Annotated in this window: 19 protein-coding genes; 10 read left to right on the top strand and 9 right to left on the bottom strand. The window is 72.9% G+C overall.

All coding sequences use genetic code 11. The features are described from left to right. Positions 1-33 precede the first annotated feature (33 nt). Both ACZ37P_RS24660 and ACZ37P_RS24655 read left to right on the top strand, forming a co-directional pair. The gene (locus ACZ37P_RS24660) at positions 34-609 is read left to right on the top strand and encodes a TerD family protein (protein WP_467348634.1); all 576 of its coding nucleotides are present in this window, start codon (positions 34-36) and stop codon (positions 607-609) included. Positions 610-734: 125 nt separating this feature from the next. Continuing rightward, positions 735-977, top strand: coding sequence for a hypothetical protein (locus ACZ37P_RS24655; RefSeq protein WP_355340909.1), 243 nt, complete (start codon positions 735-737; stop codon positions 975-977). On the opposite strand, the gene mgtA is transcribed toward ACZ37P_RS24655, so the two are convergent. The 3 genes from mgtA to ACZ37P_RS24640 form a co-directional block, all read right to left on the bottom strand. Continuing rightward, positions 950-3,739: a magnesium-translocating P-type ATPase gene (gene mgtA, locus ACZ37P_RS24650; RefSeq protein ID WP_467348632.1), complete on the bottom strand. Its 2,790-nt coding sequence runs from the start codon at positions 3,737-3,739 to the stop codon at positions 950-952. The genes ACZ37P_RS24655 and mgtA overlap by 28 nt on opposite strands. After that, entirely contained in the window at positions 3,723-4,082 is a 360-nt protein-coding gene (locus ACZ37P_RS24645; RefSeq protein WP_391161906.1) for an ArsR/SmtB family transcription factor, read from the bottom strand. Before ACZ37P_RS24645 ends, mgtA begins: the two co-directional genes overlap by 17 nt. 177 nt (positions 4,083-4,259) lie before the next feature. Continuing rightward, complete coding sequence (locus tag ACZ37P_RS24640) at positions 4,260-4,820, bottom strand: cysteine hydrolase family protein (protein WP_355340903.1); 561 nt, start codon at positions 4,818-4,820, stop codon at positions 4,260-4,262. Between the two features lie 75 nt (positions 4,821-4,895). On the opposite strand from ACZ37P_RS24640, the gene ACZ37P_RS24635 reads away from it, so the two are divergent. Both ACZ37P_RS24635 and ACZ37P_RS24630 read left to right on the top strand, forming a co-directional pair. Then, on the top strand, positions 4,896-5,342 hold the full coding sequence (locus tag ACZ37P_RS24635) for a MarR family winged helix-turn-helix transcriptional regulator (protein WP_355340900.1): 447 nt from the start codon (positions 4,896-4,898) through the stop codon (positions 5,340-5,342). Positions 5,343-5,638: 296 nt separating this feature from the next. Continuing rightward, the gene (locus tag ACZ37P_RS24630; protein WP_467348795.1) at positions 5,639-7,024 is read left to right on the top strand and encodes an MFS transporter; all 1,386 of its coding nucleotides are present in this window, start codon (positions 5,639-5,641) and stop codon (positions 7,022-7,024) included. A gap of 12 nt (positions 7,025-7,036) precedes the next feature. Here ACZ37P_RS24630 and ACZ37P_RS24625 read toward each other — a convergent pair whose 3' ends face one another. Continuing rightward, positions 7,037-8,086: an FUSC family protein gene (locus ACZ37P_RS24625; protein WP_467348631.1), complete on the bottom strand. Its 1,050-nt coding sequence runs from the start codon at positions 8,084-8,086 to the stop codon at positions 7,037-7,039. Positions 8,087-8,514: 428 nt separating this feature from the next. On the opposite strand from ACZ37P_RS24625, the gene ACZ37P_RS24620 reads away from it, so the two are divergent. Beyond that, a complete protein-coding gene (locus ACZ37P_RS24620) occupies positions 8,515-9,393 on the top strand; it encodes a cyclase family protein (protein WP_391044932.1) in 879 nt (292 codons plus the stop codon). A gap of 38 nt (positions 9,394-9,431) precedes the next feature. On the opposite strand, the gene ACZ37P_RS24615 is transcribed toward ACZ37P_RS24620, so the two are convergent. Together ACZ37P_RS24615 and ACZ37P_RS24610 are read right to left on the bottom strand one after the other, a co-directional pair. Next, positions 9,432-9,806, bottom strand: coding sequence for a hypothetical protein (locus tag ACZ37P_RS24615; RefSeq protein WP_467348793.1), 375 nt, complete (start codon positions 9,804-9,806; stop codon positions 9,432-9,434). Positions 9,807-9,853: 47 nt separating this feature from the next. Beyond that, on the bottom strand, positions 9,854-10,585 hold the full coding sequence (locus ACZ37P_RS24610) for a helix-turn-helix transcriptional regulator (protein WP_467348629.1): 732 nt from the start codon (positions 10,583-10,585) through the stop codon (positions 9,854-9,856). A gap of 52 nt (positions 10,586-10,637) precedes the next feature. Between ACZ37P_RS24610 and ACZ37P_RS24605 the strand changes: the two genes are divergently transcribed. The 4 genes from ACZ37P_RS24605 to ACZ37P_RS24590 all read left to right on the top strand — a co-directional run bounded on the left by ACZ37P_RS24605 (position 10,638) and on the right by ACZ37P_RS24590 (position 16,615). Then, on the top strand, positions 10,638-11,198 hold the full coding sequence (locus ACZ37P_RS24605) for a DUF2249 domain-containing protein (protein WP_467348627.1): 561 nt from the start codon (positions 10,638-10,640) through the stop codon (positions 11,196-11,198). Positions 11,199-11,616: 418 nt separating this feature from the next. Further along, positions 11,617-12,600, top strand: a complete 984-nt coding sequence (locus tag ACZ37P_RS24600; protein ID WP_467348625.1) for an ROK family protein — start codon at positions 11,617-11,619, stop codon at positions 12,598-12,600. A 268-nt stretch (positions 12,601-12,868) separates the two neighbouring features. Further along, a complete protein-coding gene (locus ACZ37P_RS24595; RefSeq protein WP_391118126.1) occupies positions 12,869-13,909 on the top strand; it encodes a LacI family DNA-binding transcriptional regulator in 1,041 nt (346 codons plus the stop codon). Between the two features lie 351 nt (positions 13,910-14,260). Next, positions 14,261-16,615, top strand: a complete 2,355-nt coding sequence (locus tag ACZ37P_RS24590; RefSeq protein ID WP_467348624.1) for an extracellular catalytic domain type 1 short-chain-length polyhydroxyalkanoate depolymerase — start codon at positions 14,261-14,263, stop codon at positions 16,613-16,615. On the opposite strand, the gene metX is transcribed toward ACZ37P_RS24590, so the two are convergent. The 3 genes from metX to ACZ37P_RS24575 all read right to left on the bottom strand — a co-directional run bounded on the left by metX (position 16,596) and on the right by ACZ37P_RS24575 (position 19,477). After that, positions 16,596-17,744 (bottom strand): homoserine O-acetyltransferase MetX, encoded by a 1,149-nt coding sequence (gene metX, locus ACZ37P_RS24585; protein ID WP_467348792.1) that lies wholly within the window; start codon positions 17,742-17,744, stop codon positions 16,596-16,598. The genes ACZ37P_RS24590 and metX overlap by 20 nt on opposite strands. Further along, positions 17,741-19,099, bottom strand: a complete 1,359-nt coding sequence (locus ACZ37P_RS24580; RefSeq protein WP_401722135.1) for a bifunctional o-acetylhomoserine/o-acetylserine sulfhydrylase — start codon at positions 19,097-19,099, stop codon at positions 17,741-17,743. The genes metX and ACZ37P_RS24580 overlap by 4 nt, the downstream gene beginning before the upstream one ends. A gap of 222 nt (positions 19,100-19,321) precedes the next feature. Continuing rightward, positions 19,322-19,477 (bottom strand): hypothetical protein, encoded by a 156-nt coding sequence (locus tag ACZ37P_RS24575; protein WP_355340870.1) that lies wholly within the window; start codon positions 19,475-19,477, stop codon positions 19,322-19,324. A gap of 173 nt (positions 19,478-19,650) precedes the next feature. Here ACZ37P_RS24575 and ACZ37P_RS24570 point away from each other — a divergent pair, with 173 nt between their 5' ends. Continuing rightward, the gene (locus ACZ37P_RS24570) at positions 19,651-19,881 is read left to right on the top strand and encodes a DUF6296 family protein (protein ID WP_355340867.1); all 231 of its coding nucleotides are present in this window, start codon (positions 19,651-19,653) and stop codon (positions 19,879-19,881) included. Positions 19,882-19,899 lie beyond the last annotated feature (18 nt).

Here is a 19,899-nt window from a genome sequence, read left to right as displayed (position 1 = left end):
ACGCGAAAACAAGCGGGAAGGTGGAGAGGGCTCGTGGGTGTGACTCTGTCCAAGGGCGGCAATGTCTCTCTGAGCAAGGAAGCCCCCGGACTGACGGCCGTCACGGTCGGCCTGGGGTGGGACGTACGGACCACGACGGGTTCCGACTACGACCTGGACGCGTCCGCGCTGCTGTGCGACGCGGGCGGGAAGGTGCTGAGCGACCGGCACTTCGTGTTCTTCAACAATCTGGAGAGCCCGGACGGCTCCGTCACGCACAGCGGCGACAGTCTGACCGGCGGCGGTGACGGGGACGACGAGCAGATCAGGGTGAGCCTCGCGACGGTCCCGCTCCAGGTCGACAAGGTGGTCTTTCCCGTGTCGATCTACGAGGCCGAGAAGCGCGGCCAGAGCTTCGGCCAGGTCCGCAACGCGTTCATCCGTATCGTCAATCAGGCCGACGGGCGCGAGCTCGCCCGCTACGACCTGACCGAGGACGCCTCCACCGAGACGGCGATGGTCTTCGGCGAGCTGTACCGCAACGGCGCGGAGTGGAAATTCCGCGCCATCGGCCAGGGGTACGCCTCCGGTCTCGCGGGCATCGCCACCGACTTCGGCGTCAACGTCTGAGGTCCACCGAGCCGGGGCCGCCCCTTCCACCCCCCCTGGGGGCGGTCCCACCCCCCGTCGCCTGAATCCCGCCACGTCCGCACCCGCGACAGTTCCCCAATTGCGTAATCGATAAAGTGTCGCGCATGGAGAGAGCAGGGAACGGCGCCGACGGCTGGGAAGCCGCGGTCCTTGACGGCGGTCCGGCGGACGGCGTGCGGATACGGGTGGCCGGACGGCCGCGAGTGGTGCAGGTGAGCTGTCCGTGCCCCCTCGACGACGAAGCGGGCACGACGGGCGTACGGGTGGACGCGCTGCACATCTATCGACGCACGTCCCGCGCCGGGGACACCCCGTTGCGCTACGGCTTCGACGCCGCCAGTCCCTGACGGGCGGCGGTCCGCGCCTCGTACCGCGTCTTCGCCATCACCAGCGCCGTCCCGTACGACATGAGGACCGCGGCGAGCAGCGCGTAATAGAAGAGCGGGAGCGCGGTGAAGCCGAGGGCGGGGGCGAGGGGGGAGAGGGGGACGAGGATGCCGATGGCCGCCAGCGCGCTGGTGGTCAGCCGGATCGGGCCGGGCGCGCGGCCCTCCGCGGCGGTGCGGCCGGTGCGCAGCAGCAGCATCACCAGGGCCTGCGTGAGCAGATTCTCGGTGAACCAGCCCGACTGGAAAGCCTCTTGGCTGGCGCTGGTGCCGAATCCCCTGATGGACAGGGCGAGGATGCCGAAGGTCGCCACATCGGCGATGGCGTTGAGGATGCCGAAACCGGTGACGAAGCGCAGGATGGCGCGGGGTTCGAGGGCCGAGGGCCGCGCCATGTCGGCGGCCGGCGGCCGGTCGTAGGCGAAGGCGAGCTGCGCGCCGTCGAAGCAGAGATTCTGCACGAGGACCTGCATCGGCAGCATCGGCAGGAAGGGCAGCAGCAGCCCGGCGGTGAGCATCGCGATGACGTTGCCCAGATTCGAGGACAGCGCGATCCGCAGATAGGTGGCGATGTTGCCGCTGCTGCGGCGCCCGGCGACGATCGCGTGGCAGATCGCGGTGAGGTCCTTCGCCGCGAGCACCACGTCGGCCGCCTCGCGCGCCACGGCGGTGGCGTCACGCGGGCTGATCCCCACGTCGGCGGCGTGCAGCGCGGGCAGGTCGTTGACACCGTCGCCGAGGAAACCGGTGACGTGGCCGCCCGCGCGCAGCGCCCGCACCACGCGGGCCTTGTGCGCGGGGGTGCAGCGGGCGAAGACCGTGGTGGTCTCGGCGAGTTCGGCCAGAGCGTCGTCGTCCAGGCCGTCGATCGTGTCGCCGGTGACCACCCGGCCGGGGTCGAGTCCGATCTCGTCGCAGGCCCGCGCGGCGGTGCCCGGATGGTCGCCGGTGAGCACCTTCACGGTGACACCGCGCCCGCTGAGCGCCGTCAGGGCGTCGGCCGCGGTGTCCGCCGCCGCGTCCCGCAGCCCGACGACGCCCAGGAACGTCAGCCCGTACTCGTCCGACGCCGTGACGGACGAGGCGCCGGACTTCGCGGGCCGCTCCGCCGCGGCCACGGCGAGCACCCGCAGACCTCCCTCGGCCCGCTGCGCGCACATGGACAGCAGCCGCGCGCGGGCCTCGTCGTCCAGGTCGGTGTCCCGGCCGTCCACGCGCTGCCGCACGCACCGGGCGATCACCGCCTCCGCCGCGCCCTTCACGACCAGCGCGTGCGTGCCGGGACTGCCCGGTGTCCGCAGCACCACCGTGGCCAGGCGGCGTACGGGATCGAAGGGGAGCGCCGCCACCGCGTCGTGGTCGAGGTCGTCGCCGCGCTCCTCCGCCGCGTCCAGCAGCGCCTCGTCGAGCGCGTCGGGCGAGGGCAGCTCGGCGAGTTGGAGGGTCCACAGACTGTTGACGGCCGCCCAGTGCAGGACGTCGGGACTGTCGTGCCCCTCGCCGTCGACATGGCAGGCGACGACGGGCCGGTCCTGGGTCAGGGTGCCCGTCTTGTCCGTGCACAGGACGTCCATCGCGCCCAGGTCGTGCAGCGCGGGCAGCCGCTTGACGATCACGTCGCTGCCACGGGCGAGCAGGGACGCCCCCCTGGCCAGCGTCGTGGTCACCACGACCGGCAGCATCTCCGGCGTCAGGCCGACCGCCACCGCGACCGCGAACGGCAGCGTCTCCAGACCGCGCCCGCGCAGACCCGCGTCGGCCATGAGCACCAGCGGCGGCGTCAGCAGCATGAACCGGATGAGCGACCAGGAGATGCCGTGCACGGAACGGTCGAAGGCGCTCTCCCGCCGCCGCGTCGACATACCGCGAAAGCCCCGCGCGAACCGGGTGTGCTCGCCGGTCGCCATCACGACCCCCGTCGCGCTGCCCGAGGCGACGCTGCTGCCCTGGAGGCACAGGTGCGGCGCCTCCTGCGCGTACGACGAACCGTGCCGGTGCCGGCGGTCGCCGGACACCCCGTCCCCCGGCTCCTGGTCGGAGGCGCGCGACGCGTCGCCGGTCGGGGCGGGACTCTCCACCGGATACTTGGCGACGGGCGCGGACTCCCCGGTCAGCGCGGCCTGGTGCACGGTGAGCCCGGTGGCGCGCAGCAGCCGCAGATCGGCCGGGACCAGATCCCCCGGGCCGAGCAGGACGACATCCCCGGGCACCAGTTGGTCGACGGGGATCTCGCGGGTCTCCGGCGCGCTGTTCGCGTCCGCTCGACGGCGTACGGTCGCGGTCGCGGCGACCAGTTCCCGCAGCGCCGACGCCGACTGGTCGGCGCGGTACTCGCCGCTGGAGCGCAGCACGCAGCTGACCGTGACCAGCGCCATGATCACGCACGCGGTGTTCCAGGCGGCGACGGCGGCCGACACCAGGGCGAGGCAGAACAGCACGGTGGTGAAGGGATCGCGCAGGCTGCGCAGGAAGCGGCGCGGCCAGGAGACGGAGCGCAGCGCGGGAAGGACGTTCTCGCCGTACCGGGCGAGCCGGTCGTCGGCCTGCGACTCCAGCAGCCCGCGCGGACCGCTGCCGACCACGCGCAGGAACTCCAGCGTGGGCAGATCCGCCGTGTCGGGGGCGGTGAGGTGACCGGGCGGCGCGCCCTGCTCCAGGCCGTCGACCGGCTCGGGCGCCGCCCAGGCGGTGGGACGTGGTCCGCTGTCAGGCGCCCAGGTCACGGACGCGCCCAGGCGTTGTCGTGTACCCACCGCGTTCCGCGAGCTGCCGCAGCATCCACCGCACCATGGTCTCCACGTCCGGGTCGTCCACCAGGTACACCACGTGCCGTCCCTCACGGCGCGACCGCACCAGGCCGGCGAGCTTGAGCTTCGTCAGGTGCTGGCTGACCGCGGGCAGCGCGCCGCCGACCCGCTCGGCGAGCGCGGTCACATCGCTCTCGCCCTGCATCAGCGTCCACACCAGGTGCAGCCGCGCGGGCGAGGCCAGCAGGCCGAAGGCCGCGGCGGCCTGTGTCAGCACCTCAGCGGGCAACTCCTCGAAGTCGCCCCCGCCCCTCGCCACCACCGCTCTCCCTCCGGACCGCGCCTGCGCGCCGACCGCGCGAGCGCTCAGTCTAGAGCGTGTCCGTGAACGCCGGACCTCTCCCGTGACCTGCGCTTCACGGGCGCCGGACACCGACCCTCCGGCGCGGCCGGGCACCGGCGCGTGAGGCCGCGGGGTAGGGCAACAGCCGTCGGCTCAGAGGGACGTGACCCACTCGTCGGTGGTCATGACCTGGGCCTGCTTGGGGAAGACCTTCTCGATGAGGATGCGGTGGACGTCGGGTTCGTTGTCGGCGCAGGCGTCGGACAGGACGGTCAGGCGGTAGTCGAGGTCGGCCGCCTGGCGGATGGTGGACAGGACGACGCCGCTGGTGGACAGGCCGGTGAGGACGAGCGAGTCCGCACCGGCGCCGCGCAGCAGGACCTCCAGGTCGCTGCCGGTGAAGGCGCTGACCCGGCGCTTGACGGCCACCGGCTCGTCGGCGCGCGGGGCGAGCGCGTCGACCACCTGGGTGGCCGGGTTGTCCTGGGTGAAGGCGTCCCCTGCCTGGCTGAGGGCGCTGAAGGAGAGGTTCGAGGCGGCGGTCTCCGGATAGCCGGGCCGGAAGGCGACCCGTACGAAGATCACCGGAATCTCGGCGGCGCGGGCGGCCTCGACCGCGCGGGCCGCCGCGGCCACGACGGAGTCGTCGGCGATGCGCTGCACGATGCCGTTCTGGAAGTCCATGACCAGCAGGGCGGTACGGGATGCGGACATGAGGGGCGGGTCCTCTCGGCGGAAAGTAGACAGTCTTAACTGAACAGTGAGAATTAAACAGTGTAGACTGACGATATGCAAAGTGAAGCGAAGCCGGTCGCTCCCGGCATGCTCCAGGCGTCCCTGGACGTCCGCGTGGTGGTGGGCAGACTGCGCCGCCGCATCCTCCAGGTGACGGACGGGGAGGATCTGACCCCGTCGCAGTCGTCCGTGCTCATGCGCGTCAGCCGGGGCGACGCCGTCACCGCCGCCGCGCTGGCCGACGCCGAGCACGTACGGCAGCAGTCCATGGCCGCGACGCTGTCCTCACTCGAGCGGCTGGGACTGATCCACCGCACCCCCGACCCCGCCGACGGCCGCCGCCAGATCGTCGAGCTGACCCCCGCGGGCCGCGAGCGCGCGGAGGGCGCTCGGCAGGCGGGCGTGGAGTGGCTGGCGCGCGCCTTGGAGGAGCAGTACGACGACGCGGAGCGGCACACGATCAGTGAGGCGATGCGCCTGTTGGGCAGGCTGACGAACTGATGGCCGCGATACCGCAGGGACAGTCCGGGCAGTCCGGGCAGTCCGGGCCGTCCGGGCCGTCTGAGCAGCCCGAGGCGTCCGCCGTGCCCGCCGTACGAACGGAGCAGGCCGCCGTACGGCCGGAACGGACCGCCGCGTCGGGTGCGCCAGCCGCCGTACAACCCGCCGTACAACCCGCCGCGCGGTCCGCCGGACCGGCCGCTCCAGGCCGGCCCGAGCGGCCCCAGCGGCCCGAGCGGTCGGAACCCTCCTCCGCACCGGCCGAGGGCGCCTTCGACCGGCGGCTGCTCGCGCCGATGATGATCGGCTCGATCCTCAACCCCATCAACTCCTCCATCATCGCCGTCGCCCTGGCGCCGATCGGCGCCGCCCTCGGCGCCGACGCCGCCCGGACGGCCTGGCTCATCTCCGCGCTCTACCTGGCCACCTCCATCGGGCAACCGCTCGTCGGACGGCTGGTCGACACGTACGGCCCCAAGCGGCTGTTCCTCGCCGGGGCCGCGCTGACCGGCGTCGCCGGGGTGATCGGCACCCTCGCCCCGAACCTCACCGTCCTCGTCGCCGCCCGCGTCGTCCTCGGCTTCGGCACCTGCGCCGGCTATCCCGCCGCCATGTACCTGATCCGCAGCGAGGCCGAACGCACCGGGATGAAGAGCCCCGCGGGCGTGCTCACCACGCTCGCCGTGACCGGCCAGACCGTCGCGGTCATCGGCCCGGCCCTCGGCGGCCTGCTCATCGGACTCGGCGGCTGGCGGAGCACCTTCGCCATCAACATCCCGCTCGCGATCGCCTGCCTCGTCCTCGGTTGGATCCACCTGCCGGGCAGGACCGCGCTCGCGCCGTCGGGCGCCGCCGACGGCGCCCCGCTCCCCGACGGCGGGCCGCGCCCGCGCAACCGCCTCGACTGGGCGGGCGTCCTACTCTTCGCCGCCACCCTCGTATCGCTGCTGCTGTTCCTCATGGACGCCCGCACCGACCGGGCCTGGCTCATCGCGCTCACCCTGCTCGCGGGCACCGGATTCGCCCTGCGCGAGCGGCGCGCCGCCGACCCGTTCATCGACGTCGGCGTCTTCGCGGGCAACATCCCGCTGCTGGCGACCTACGCCCGCACCTTCGTCGCGTACACCGTCTCGTACTCCTTCATCTACGGCCTCACGCAGTGGCTGGAGGACGGCAGGGGGCTGAGCGCCTCCGCGGCCGGGCTGCTCCTGCTGCCCACCTTCGCGGTCGGCATCGTCGTGTCCACCCTCACCGGGCGCAAGGCCGTCGTGCGCGGCAAGCTGGTCGTCGGCGCCGTGGCCCAACTCGTCGCCTGCGCCATGCTGTTGGCCGTGGGCGACCACGCCGCGGTGTGGCTGCTGGTCGCGGTCGCCGTCGTCCTCGGACTGCCGCAGGGCCTGGTCAGCCTCGCCAACCAGAACGCGCTCTACTTCCAGGCCGACCCCGCGCGCATGGGCGCGTCGTCCGGGCTGCTGCGGACGTTCATGTATCTGGGCGCCATGGTCGCCTCCTCCGCGACCGGCGCCTTCTTCGGCCGCCGCGCGACCACCTCGGGACTGCACGGCCTCGCCCTGTTCATGCTCGCCGCCGCGGCCGTCTTCCTCGTCCTCACCCTGGTCGACCGCTCGCTCGGCCGGATCGCCGCGCCGCAGGAGACGAAGCAGGCCGCGCCCGCGCGGTGAGGGGCACGGTGGTCAGCCGCGTCCCGGTGCCCCGAGCAGGCGCGACACCGCCGGCAGCCGCAGAATCCTCGGCAGGAGCAGACCGAAGAGATACGCGAGGGCCACGCCCGCGACCGTGGCCCACAGACGCTCGTCGGCCCGGGCGCGGGCCTGGTCGGGCTCCGCGTGCAGCAGCAGGAGCAGCACGAGGACCGTCGAGTACGCGGGGGTCAGATACCAGCGGCTGCCCTGGGTCGCCGCGGCGAGCGCGAGCGTGGCCGCGGCGGTCACCGCGTACGCCCAGTCCGGCGCGTCGTTACGGAGCAGCAGGAGCGCGACCGCGCCACCGGCCAGCACCGACAGCACCCGGCCGAAGGACCGCAGCCGTTGCATCTGGGGCCGCGGACGCATGACCATCAGCGCGGCCACCACCGGCCAGCCCGGATGCGTCGGCGCCAGCGCCAGACCGCAGCCCGCCGCGGCGGCCCCGGCCGCGCCGAGCCGCAGACCGTACATCCTGGCCTGCTCGGCGGAGTGCGGCGGGCCCGGCGGCCTGGGGGGCGGCGCGGTCGACGGCCACAGCAGCGACACCAGCCAGGCGTACGCGGAGCCCGCGACGATCAGCCCGGTGATGCCGAGCGCCTGGGACACGTCGTCATAGCTCAGCCCTGCGCCCACCATGGGCAGGCTGAGCACGAGCAGCACCATCCCTGCCGGGCGCCGTGCGGCGACGACGGCGGACGCGTATGCCAGCAGGAACACGCCGGGCACCGCGACCCACCGCACCTGCACCAGCAGCGACCCCAGCACCATCGGCAGGCCGGTGCACAGGCCGACCACGACGGTCATGAACCGGGCCCGCCGCCGGGCGGGCATGCGCATGACGGCGGCGGGGAGCACGCCCACCGCCAGCGCCATGCCCGCGCCCGGATCGTGCAGCGCCACCGCGGCGCCCGGCAGCGCGTACAGCAGACCGCGCGCGAAGCCGGGCCACGCCCAGGCGACCCGCGGCGGCGACCCGGCGGCCGGTGTCGCGGTGTCCTCCTCGCTCACGGCCGGTGTCGCGGTGTCCTCCCCGGTCACGACCGGTGTACGTCCGCCGGTACGGAGCGGGCGGGCGACGGGTGCAGGGACCGCATGTGCGCAAACCTCCGGTACGGAGCCCCCGCCCGGTGCGGCGCCCTGAACCTCCCACCCTTCGCCGTAACACCCGGCCGCGCACGTCACGGCACGCATCGGGGTGACGGTATGTCACGGGACCCGCCGCCCGTTCCCGCCGTCGGGCGGGTGCGCGGGCCGTGCGGAGGCGGGTGGCGTCCCGGCTGGAACGGCTGCGGCAAGCGTCACGATTCCCGCCGCTGCCACCCCGTCCGTCCGATCCCGGATGTGGCAGGTGTGAAAAGGGTGTCGACCGTATGCTGTTGGCCGCTGGTGGTGCGCCGGCCGGGGCGAACAAGGGCAGTTCGGCGCATCGCGCGGCTCCCGCACATCGCAAGAGGGGAAGCGCTCACGTGACCGATCCGACCGAGCAGGAACTTCCGGACAACTGGGGCCGCTGGGGTTCCGACGACGAACTCGGCACGCTCAATCTGATCACCGACGCCGTACGCGCACAGGCCGCCGCCGAGGTGCGGACCGGCCGGTGGGTGTCGTTGGCGCAGCCGATCACGCCGACCCCCATCGTCAGCAGCCCGTTCGCGCCGACGACGGTGGACGTCTCCCCGGTCCAGCAGATGATGTCCTACACCGGCGTTCCCGTGGCGGCCGATCTGACGCTGACGCAGAACCACCACGCGGGCTCGACCCACATCGACGCGCTGGCGCACTGGTCGACCGACGGTCAGGTCTACCCCGGACGTCCGAGGGACCAGGTCGTGACCGCCGCGGGCGTGACCTTCGCTTCGACGGGGGCCTTCGCCGCGGGCATCGTCACACGCGGGGTGCTGCTCGACCTGGCCGTGGACGGCCCGCTCGCGCCCGGTCACGCGGTGACCTCGCACGACCTGGAGGAGGCCGAGAAGCGGCAGAACGTCGAGGTGCGCTCGGGCGACGCCCTCGCGATCCGGCTCGGCTGGCCCGCCACGCCCGTCCCCGGCACACCGACACCGGGCATCAGCCTCGACGCGGTGCGCTGGATGCACCACCGCCAGGTCGCCGTCTACACCGGTGACCGGGGCGACGCCTTCCCACCGCTCGATCCGAACGGGCCGTCGCCGCTGCACGGCGTGGCACTCGGCCGGATGGCCATGCCCCTGATCGACGCCTCACAGCTCGACGATCTCGCCGCGCTGTGCGCGGAGTTGGGGCGCTACAGCTTCCTGCTCTCCGTCGCGCCGCCGCGTATCCACGGCATGACCGGCGTCCCGGTCAACCCGATCGCCCTCTTCTGAGCGGCCGGTTCCGCACCGTGGGGACCGGCTCGCGGGCGTCAACCGGCCAGCAGCAGGGTGCCTGCCGTGATCAGGGCCGCGACCTTGGCGGCTTCCAGGCCGATGTAGGCGTAGTGGGCGTGGGAGCGCGGCGGGTCCTGCCCGGCCAGGACCGCGTTCGAACGGCGGGTCAGGCGGGGCCGTACCACGGCCAGTTGGAGGACGAGCAGAGCCACGGCGGCGGTCAGCGCGACCGTCGCGCGGGCGGAAAGGGGTCCGCTGGCCGCGACGGTCAGCAGGGTCACCGCGAAGACCCCTTCGACGGAGTTGAGCGCGCGGAACACCAGGCGGCCGATGCCGAGACCGATACGGACGGTGACGTCCGGGGCGCGGAATTTCAGCGGCGCCTCCAGGAAGGAGATGGCGAGGACCATCCCGAGCCAGGTGAACACCAGGGCCACCGAGGCCGCCGCCGACGCGCTCAACGCCCCTTCCCTTCCACGGGGCGTGCCGCCCGGCCGAGGTGGACCACGCAGAGGTCGGGTTCCACGAACGGCTCCAGCCGCTCGGCGGTCAGCGGCGCCTCCATCGCGGCCAACGCGCCCTGGATCAGGCCCAGATGGATCGGGCAGACGATCTTCGACCGCTCCTGCGCCAGGTCGAGGAAGGGGCAGTGCCGCAAGCCGATCCGGTCGACGGCGCCGCGCGGAGGGCGCTTCGGAGCGAAGCCGAGGTCGTCGAGCAGGCGGATGAGACCTTCGACCGCGCGCGCCTCGGTGACCGTCGTGCGCGCCTCGGTGACCGTGCCCGACGGGGCCGCTGCGTCCGGTGCCTCGGCCAACTCCCCGCCCCAGGCGCGCCCGGCCGCGACCGCCGCCTGCGTGGGACGGGGCCTGTGCGACAGCTCCTCGACGAGGATCGACGCGAGCAGCCGGTAATTGCGCGGCCCCGTCCGGTCCATGCCAGGGCTGGCGCGGAACAACAGCGGCGGCCTTCCGGGCCCGGTGCGCGCGGCCGTGACCTGCTCCGCCTGCCCGTGCCCCACCAGTGTGTCGAGGTGGAACCGGGCCGTGTTCGGGTGCACTTCGAGGCGGCGGGCGATGTCGGCGATGCTCAGCGGCGCCGCCGATCGCCGGAGCAGGTCGAGGACGGCCCGCCGACGGCCGGCGGGCGCGTCGGTCACGGCGTCCGTGGGATCGGAGGGAGGCGTCATGCGCTAGAGTTTACACAATCGCCACTTGTAGAAATAGAGGGAGGCGCGGCCCGTGCCAGGACCCGAGCTCGACGTACGTCCGCTGCCCAAGCCCGGCAGGCACCCCGCCGTCTTCGCCGCGTACGACGCCCTCGCAGTAGGGGATTCGCTGGTCCTGGTCAACGACCACGACCCCCGCCACCTGCGCGAGGAGTTCGACACGGAGCACCCGGGCGGCCACGACTGGCAGTACGAGGACAAGGCGCCGGGGGAGTGGCGGATCCGCATCCGCAAACTCGCGTCGACCTCGCTGCCCCGCGTCCTGACCGGCGCGCGGCAACCGGACTCCCCGGCGGTCTCGGACTCCCCGGTGGTCTCGGACTCCGCGGTGGTTTCGGCGGCCCCGGCCTTCCCGGATGCCGCGGACGGTCCGGGCGCCCCGGCCGTCGCATCGCCGGGCGTGCCCGACGCCTCCGGCGCGGTGTGGAAACTGCGCATGCGTGACCGCGACTTGGACTCCAACATCATCCAACTCCCGCCGCACGCGGGCATCGCGCCGCACCTCGGCCCCGACCTCGACGTGCTCGTCCACATCCTCGACGGCGGCGGCCGCCTCACCACCGAACTCGATTAAGTCCCCCTCGTCCCCGGCGATTTGGTGTGGCTCCCGCGCCGCTCGCTACGCGCGTTCACCGCAGGTCCGCACGGGCTGCGCTACCTGACCGTCCATCAGCGCCGCCAGGCCCTCGTCCTCGCGCCGCCGAGCCCTCGCGTCTGAGGGACCCCGTGTGAGCGGCCGCATGGCGCGCGGCCGGCGGTGATTCCCGCTGCCGACGAGGTCTGCCCGGACCGGGCGGTGCGGAGGACACCGGGCGCGGACCGGACCGCGACAGGAGGGCAGCGGGCACGGCATGGCGTGTCGTCGTCCATAAAACGCTGTAGTAGCATGCTGGTCCGAGATCGACTCCTTTGCGCTGACGCACGCCTAAATGGGGCCAGTTCCCACGGCCGGCCCGTCTCCCGTCTCTCTGCCGTGAACGGAGATCCACCCCATGGCCACTGATGCCGCGCAGCCGTCCTTGCTCCTGCCCGAGGTCGGAGGGCGGCTGCTGGCCGCCCTGGACATCGGCGGGACGAAGATCGCCGGAGCGCTGGTGGACGCCGAGGGCCGCGTACGCCACCGGGCCCGGCGTCCGACGCCCGCGGGCGCCGACTCGGCGGTTCTCGGCGCCGTCCTCGAAGTGCTGGCCGAGCTGACGGCACATCAGGACTGGCGCGCGGTCACGGCGTTGGGCATCGGCAGCGCGGGTCCCGTCGACATCGCGGCGGGCACGGTGAGCCCGGTGAACATCCCCGCCTGGCGCGGCTTCCCGATCGTCGAGCGCGTACGGGCGCACCCCGCCGTGGCGGGAAAGCCGGTGGTGCTGTGCGGCGACGCCGTGGCGATGACGGCGGCGGAGCACTGGATCGGCGCCGCGCGCGGATACCGGAACGCGCTGTGCATGGTGGTCTCGACCGGCGTCGGCGCCGGACTCATCCTTGACAACGCTGTCCGCAGCGGGCCGACCGGCAACGCCGGGCATCTGGGGCACATCACCGTCGACCTGCTCGGCGAGCCGTGCGTCTGCGGATCGCGGGGCTGCGTCGAGCAGTTGGCGAGCGGCACGTCCATCACGCGCCGCGCGCTGGAGCAGGGCTGGCGGCCCGATGAGGGTCCGGCCGACGCGGCGGCGGTGGCCGTCGGCGCCCGGCGGGGCCACCCGGTCGCGCTGGCGGCCTTCGACTCCGCCGCGCGGGCCCTGGCCGCGGGCATCGCGGCGGTCGCCACCCTGGTGGAGATCGAGGCGGCCGTCATCGGCGGGGGCGTCGCCGAGGCCGCCGACGTGCTGTTCCCGCCGCTGCGCCGCCACTTGGAGTCATACGCCGCGCTGCCGTTCGCGGCCGGGGTACTCGTGGAGCGGGCCGCGCTGCGGGGGGACGCCGGACTGGTCGGTGCGGCGGCCATCGCGGGAGCGGCCACGGCCGGAGCGCGCTGAGCCACGGGCCCGCGTCGCGGCGTACGGCCGGGGCGTGGGCCTGTCGACCGGCCCCGGGGCGGCTTGGGCCGCTGACTGGCGCCGACCGGCGCCGACCGGCGCCGACCGGCGCCGACCGGCGCGTATGCAACGTTTGAGTGTACGCTGAGCCGACGAGGCGGCTCGTACGGTCCACCCCTCGGCCGGGACTCCCCGCGACCCGCGACTTCCGGCCCCGGTGCGGCGCGTCTCGGCACGGCCCGACCACGAGACGAAGGCGGACATCCGGGTGAGCCAGACGGCAGCAGCGGGCGGCGGGCGCAAGGCCACGATCAAGGACGTCGCCCGGCGTGCGGGAGTCTCGCCGTCCGCTGTGACCATCGCCGTGCACAACAAGCCGGGCGTGTCGTCCAGTACGAAGGAACGCATCCTCCAGGCCGCCCGTGACCTGGGCTGGAGCCCGAACCAGGCGGCGCAGTCGCTGTCCGGCCGGGCGCTGCACACCGTGGGACTCGCCATCGCCAGACCCGCGCGGATGCTCGGCCTCGAACCGTTCTACATGGAGTTCATCTCCGGTATCGAGAGCGTGCTCGGCCGCCACTCCTGCTCGCTCCTGCTGCGGCTGGTCGAGGCCGACGACGAGATCGAGGTCCACCGCGAGTGGTGGCAGGGCAACCGGGTCAACGGCAGCATCCTGGTCGACCTGCGGGTGGACGACCCGCGCATCCCGGCGCTGTCCGCGATCGGCCTGCCCGCCGTGGCCGTCGGACACCCCTCGCTCGCCGGTCCGTTCACCTCCGTGTGGACCGACGACGCCGCCGCGACCGTCGAGGCGGTCCGCTACCTGGCGGCGCTCGGGCACCGCAGGGTGGCCCGGGTGAGCGGACCCGCCGAACTGGGGCACAGCGCCATCAGGACCCGCGCGTTCACCGAGACGGCGGCCGAGTTGGGCCTGTCGGCGCAGACCGTCGTCGCCGACTTCTCCGCCGACCAGGGCAGCCGCGCCTGCCGTACGCTCCTGCTCTCCGCCGAGCGCCCCACGGCGATCGTCTTCGACAACGACATCATGGCCGTCACCGCGCTGGGCGTGGCCGCCGAATTCGGCCTGTCCGTACCGCAGGACCTGTCCCTGCTCGCCTGGGACGACTCGCAGTTGTGCCAGCTCACCCGGCCCATGCTCTCGGCGATGCGGCACGACATCTTCTCCTTCGGCGCCGACGTCACCGAGACGCTCTTCGATGTGATGACGCATCAGAAGCCCGCGTCCCACGCGGCCCAGATCCCCGGCCTCGTCCCGAGGGGTTCGACAGCGCCGCCGCCCAGGCCGTAACACCGCGCTGTCGTCGGGCTGTTGAGGTCGGATCGCCGGTGACGGCGCGCCGCCCCACCGCTGTCGGCGCCGCGTCCCTCGTCCGTACGAGTACGTCTCCCCGCGCTGTGGCCCGCCCGCGCTCTCTCGCGTGCCCGGCCGCGCCCCGTAATCCATCCCTGGTTACTGATAAGTCACTGGCACGTTTTAGAAAACCTGTGCCGGACTCATTGACATGGCCTAGACCAGAGTTCTAGCTTCCAGGCGTTGGTCTTTCCGCCGTTTTCCCGTGGCCGCGATGACGCGACATCTCGCTGCCACGGACGCGCGGCATGCAACGTTCCACCCCCATGGGATACATGAGAGGGTCCGATGAGAGCGAAGATCTTCACCCGCAGGCGGGCCGCCCTGCTCGCCGCGCTGCCGCTGGTGGCCGGGGCGTGGCTGGCGACCTCGCCCCCGCAGGCGTCGGCGACCGGTGCCTCGACGCCCGACGCGGTGATCGGCTACCTGCACCAGATCAGCGGGAACCATGTGATCAGTGGCGTCCACAACAAGGAACCGCTCAGCCAGCCCTCGGCCTACACGGCCCAGGCCCACTCGATCACCGGGAAGTGGGCCGGGCTGTGGGGCGGGGAGTTCGGCTTCCGGCCGGACGACATCGCCAATCGTCAGACGATGATCGACCAGGCGAAGACCGAGTGGGCCAACGGCTCACTGGTCAACCTGACCTGGCACATGTGCCGGCCCGACGTGGCGACCTGCGACTTCGACGCCGGCCCCAACCCCATCAAGGGCAGCCACCTGTCGGACCCGGAGTGGAGCCAACTCGTCACGGACGGCTCGACGCTGAACACCGACTACAAGCGCAAGCTCGACCAAGTGGCGCCGTACTTCCAGCAGTTGAAGGACGCGGGCATCCCCGTGCTGTTCCGTCCGCTGCACGAGATGAACGAGGGCTGGGCCTGGTGGGGCGGCAAGACCGGCGCGGCCGGGAGCGCCCGGCTGTTCCAGATCACCCACGACTATCTGGAGTCCAGGGGCCTGGACAACATCATCTGGGTCTGGAACGTCAAGGACATCGACGGCGGAGCCGCCCACGTGGCCGACTACTACCCGGGTGACGCGTACGTGGACGTCGCCAGCCTCGACCCGTGGGTGCACGGCTCGGCCAGCACCGAGTGGTACCAGGCGATCGTCAACCAGGCCCACGGCAAGCCGGTTTCGCTCGCCGAGGTCGGTACGGTCCCCACGCCCGCGCAGTTGGCGGCCCAGCCGCTGTGGACCTGGTTCATGATCTGGTCCGACTACCTCACCTCGGCCAACACCACCGCCGGTCTCCAGACCACCTTCACCACCTCCCGCGTCCTCAGCCAGGGCCAGTTCACCGTCCCCACCGGCACGTCGCCCACCTCTCCTCCGACCTCGCCGTCCGCTCGTACGGGACCCATCACGGGTGTCGGCGGCAAGTGTGTGGATGTGGCGTCGGCGAGCAGCGCGGACGGCACTCCCGTGCAGCTTTACGACTGCAATGGCACCAACGCGCAGTCGTGGACGGTCGGTTCGGACGGTACGGTCCGGGCGCTGGGCAAGTGCCTGGACGTGACGGGCCAGGGGGCGGCGAACGGGACGAAGATCCAGCTCTGGACGTGCAACGGTTCGGGTGCACAGCAGTGGCAGGCCCAGTCGGACGGGCATCTGAGGAATCCTCAGTCGGGCCGTTTCCTCGATGATCCGGGCGGCAGCACGGCCAACGGCACCCAGTTGCAGATCTGGGACTCCAACGCCAACGCCTGGCAGAAGTGGAACCTCCCCGGCGGGGGAGGGACGGCGCCGGATCAGTGCGTGCCCGCGCTCGGCAGCGGGCAGTACAACACGCCGGTGTCGTTCGGCGGCGCGACCTACCAGGTCCTCGTCCGTATCCCGGCTCGCGCCCAAGGCACGCTGCTGCCCCTGGTGCTGGATCTGCACGGCAGCCAGGGCACGGGCGCCGGGCAGCTCGCGTACAGCGACATGGCGCCGACCGCAGACGCGAACGGCTTCGTCGTCGCCGCGCCCACCGGGGTGGTGCCCAGCGGCGGCGGCTTCATCTGGAACGTTCCCTCCGTCACCCCGCAGGGCACCCGCGACGACGTCGGATTCCTGCGCCAGGTGATCGACACGGTCACGGCCTCCGCCTGCGTCGACCCGGCGCGGGTGTACGCGACCGGCTACTCCGGCGGCGGCCGGATGACCTCCGCGCTGGCGTGCGCGCTGGCCGACAAGGTCGCCGCGATCGCCCCGGTGGCGGGCATCCGCGCCGGGCGCCCCGACCCTGCCGACGGCAGCCGGCCGGACGCCGCGTCCTGCGCGCCCGGCAGAGCCGTACCGGTGATCGCCTTCCACGGGCAGCAGGACAACACCAACCCGTACTACGGCGGCGGCGACAGTGCCGCCTGGCACTACTCGGTGCCCGCCGCCCAGCAGCGCTGGGCCTCCCTCAACGGCTGCACGACGGGACCGGCCACCACCCAGACCACCGCACACGTCCAGCGGACCGTCTACGGAGGCTGCCGCGACGGCGCGGACGTCGAGCTGTACTCGGTGTCGGACGGCGGTCACACCTGGCCGGGATCACCACAGGACTCCGCGGGCAACGGTACGACGACGCGTGAGATCAGCGCCGACGCCCTGATGTGGCAGTTCTTCCGTCAGCACCCCATGCCCCTCACGCCGTCAGTTCTCTGACGAGCGCGGCCACTTGATCCGTCTCGATGAGGAATCCGTCGTGCCCGTACGGCGATTCGACGATCCGCAGCCGGTCGGAGTGCGGGATGCCCGCCGCCAACTCGGCCTGCTGGGGGAGGGGGTAGAGGCGGTCGGAGTCGACTCCGGCGACCAGGGTCGTAGCGGTCACGCGGCGCAGGGCCGCCGCCGTACCGCCGCGGGATCTGCCGATGTCGTGCGCGTTCATCGCCTCGGTGAGCACGACGTAGCTGGCCGCGTCGAACCGCCGCACCAGCTTGGCGGCGTGGTGGTCGAGATACGACTCGACGGCGTACCGCCCGCCGCGCCAGGGCTCCTCGCCGTCCTGCGCGGAGCGGCCGAAGCGGGACCGCAGCTCGCCCTCGCTGCGGTAGGTGACGTGGGCCAGCCGCCGCGCGAGGCCGAGCCCCGCGTGCGGTCCGCGGCCCGTACCCGCGTCGTGGTAGTCGCCGCCGCGCCAGTGCGGGTCCGAGCGGATGGCGTGCGACTGGACGGCGGCCCAGGCGATCTGCTCGGCACTCGCCGCGGCGGGGGAGGCGAGCAGCAGCAGGGCGCGGGTGCGCTCGGGGCGACCGACCGCCCACTCCAGGGCGCGCATCCCGCCCATCGACCCGCCGACCACCAGCGCCCAGCTCCCGATGCCCAGCCAGTCGGCCAACTCCGCCTCGGCGGCGACCTGGTCACGCTGCGTCAGAAACGGGAAGGAACCGCCCCAGCGACGACCGTCGGGACCGTACGAGGACGGACCCGTACTGCCCTGGCAGCCGCCGAGGACGTTCGGCGCGACCACGAACCACCGGTCGGTGTCCAGCGCGCGGCCCGGTCCGATCAGGGCGTCCCACCACCCGGCGGTCGGATGCCCGGGACCCGCCGGACCCGCCGCATGGCTGTCCCCGGTCAGGGCGTGCAGCACCAGGACGGCGTTGGACGCGTCCGGCGCGAGCCGCCCCCAGGTCTCGAACGCCAGCCGCACGCCCGGCAGTTCGCCGCCCGCCTCCAGGGCCAGCGGCCGGTCGAGGGCGTGCCAGTTCCGGCGCCCCGGCGGGTCCCCCGGCTGCCAGGCGCCCGTGGCGGGCAGCAGGGGGACCCCAGTGGTGGCAGCGGTGTTCAGGACGCGCCCTTCGCCGCGCGGAAGCCCGCCTCCAGGTCGGCCTTGAGGTCGTCGATGTGCTCGATGCCGACCGACAGCCGCACCAGGCCCGGCGAGGTGCCGGTGGCGGCGAGCTGCGCCTCGTCCAACTGGCTGTGCGTGGTGGACGCCGGGTGGATGATCAGGCTCCGCACGTCACCGATGTTGGCCAGGTGGCTGAAGAGCGACACCGCGTCCACGAACCTCTTTCCGGCCTCCGCGCCGTCCCGCAGCTCGAAGGCGAGCACCGCGCCCGCCCCGCGCGGCAGATAGCGCTGGGCCGCGTCGTGCCAGCGGCTGGAGGGCAGTCCCGGATAGTGGACGACCGCGACCTCGTCACGCGCCTCCAGCCACTCCGCGAGCGCCTGCGCGTTGGTCGAGTGCCGCTCCAGCCGCAGCGACAGCGTCTCGACGCCCTGGAGCAGCAGGAAGGACGAGTGCGGCGACAGCGCCGGGCCGAGGTCGCGCAGGAGCTGCACGCGCAGCTTCGCCGCGAAGGCGCCGGGGCCGAGCGCGGGCCAGTACTGGAGACCGTGGTAGCTGGGGTCGGGCTCGGTGAAGTCGGGGAACCGCTCGGCGTGCGCCCCGAAGTCGAAGGTCCCGCCGTCCACGACCACGCCCGCGATCGTCGTGCCGTGCCCGCCGAGGAACTTGGTCGCCGAGTGCACCACGATGTCCGCGCCGTGCTCGATCGGCCGCAGCAGGAACGGCGTCGGCACCGTGTTGTCCACGATCAGCGGCAGACCCGCCGCGTGCGCGACGTCGGCGACCGCCCGCACGTCCAGCACATTGCCGCGCGGATTGCCCAGCGTCTCGGCGAACAGCGCCTTCGTCTCCGGCCGGATCGCCGCCCGCCACGCGTCCGCGTCGTCGGGGTCCTCCACGAAGGACACCTCGATGCCGAACTTCGGCAGCGTGTGACGGAAGAGGTTGTATGTGCCGCCGTACAGCGACGCGCTGGAGACGATGTGGTCACCGGAGCGCGCCAGCGTGAGGATCGCCAGCGTCTCCGCGGCCTGCCCCGACGCCAGCGCCACCGCCGCGACACCACCCTCCAGCGCGGCGACCCGCTGCTCGAAGGCGTCCTGCGTCGGATTGTGGATGCGCGTGTAGATGTTGCCGGGCTCCGCCAGCGAGAACAGGTCGGCGGCGTGCTGCGTGTCGCGGAACACGAACGACGTCGTCTGGTAGATCGGCACCGCCCGCGCGCCGGTCGTCGGGTCGGGCGCGGTGCCCGCGTGCACCTGCTGGGTCTCGAACGACCACCCCGGCAGGTCCCGCGCCGCGGTGTCCTCCGCGGTGGTGCCCGCGGTCACGGAGTCGATGGGCTGGGTCATGGCTCTCCCCTGGGAAATGGCGTACGGCCCTCGGCTCGCGCGGAGCGCGCCGTACGGATGTGCGGATGTGTCCGGCGCGCGGACCGCCGCCGCGACGACCCGCACGGCGGGCGGCGAGGACGGCACCCGGCGGTGGCACGGCGCGGCACGGGAACGCGCCTTGCGTGGTGAAAGGGGCTGATCAGCGGCCGTTGCGGGCGGCAGGACGTCGAGAGCGCGACGTCAGCGCACGGCGGGACAGGCCATGTTCGTGACACGCCCGTAGTCCACGTGGCGGCGCATCACGAGCAGCGGGGTCATGACGCCAGGGAACCACAGCGGCGGCCGGTGTGTCAGCGGACCGGCGCCCTCGACCGGCCGGTGTGACACGTTGTTCATCTTTCTGTCCGCGTTCACCTCTCTGTCCGCCTTTCGACCCGTCCTCCCGAGCCCCTCCGGGACCATGTCGCGCCCGCTTCCGCGCCACCGCCGTGACCGACGGTGTACCGGCCGGGTCCCCAGAGGCGGGCCGGGACCTCGCGGGAGATGATGGGCGGGTCAGGAGGTCCCATATGGATTACCCGGAGATCTACGAGCTGGTGTTCCAGGCCCCCGCGGTGGAGGACGACGTCGTCGTCGTACGCAGGACCGAGAAATCCGGCGCGGGCGGCTACCCGGTCTACGAGGACGAGACGGGGATCGTCCGCGCCGAGATCAGCGCGGACGGCGAGGTGCGGATGATCGCCAGCGGCGGCCACCAGGCCCCAGGCGTCCCCCGCGCGGTCCGCTCCCTCCACCCCTGAGACCCCGGAGCGCGCGAG

It is taken from the genome of Streptomyces sp. NPDC024632 (genome assembly GCF_055559175.1).
The sequence above is the reverse complement of the archived record's forward strand: the minus strand, read 5'-3'. Positions and strand labels throughout refer to the sequence as shown.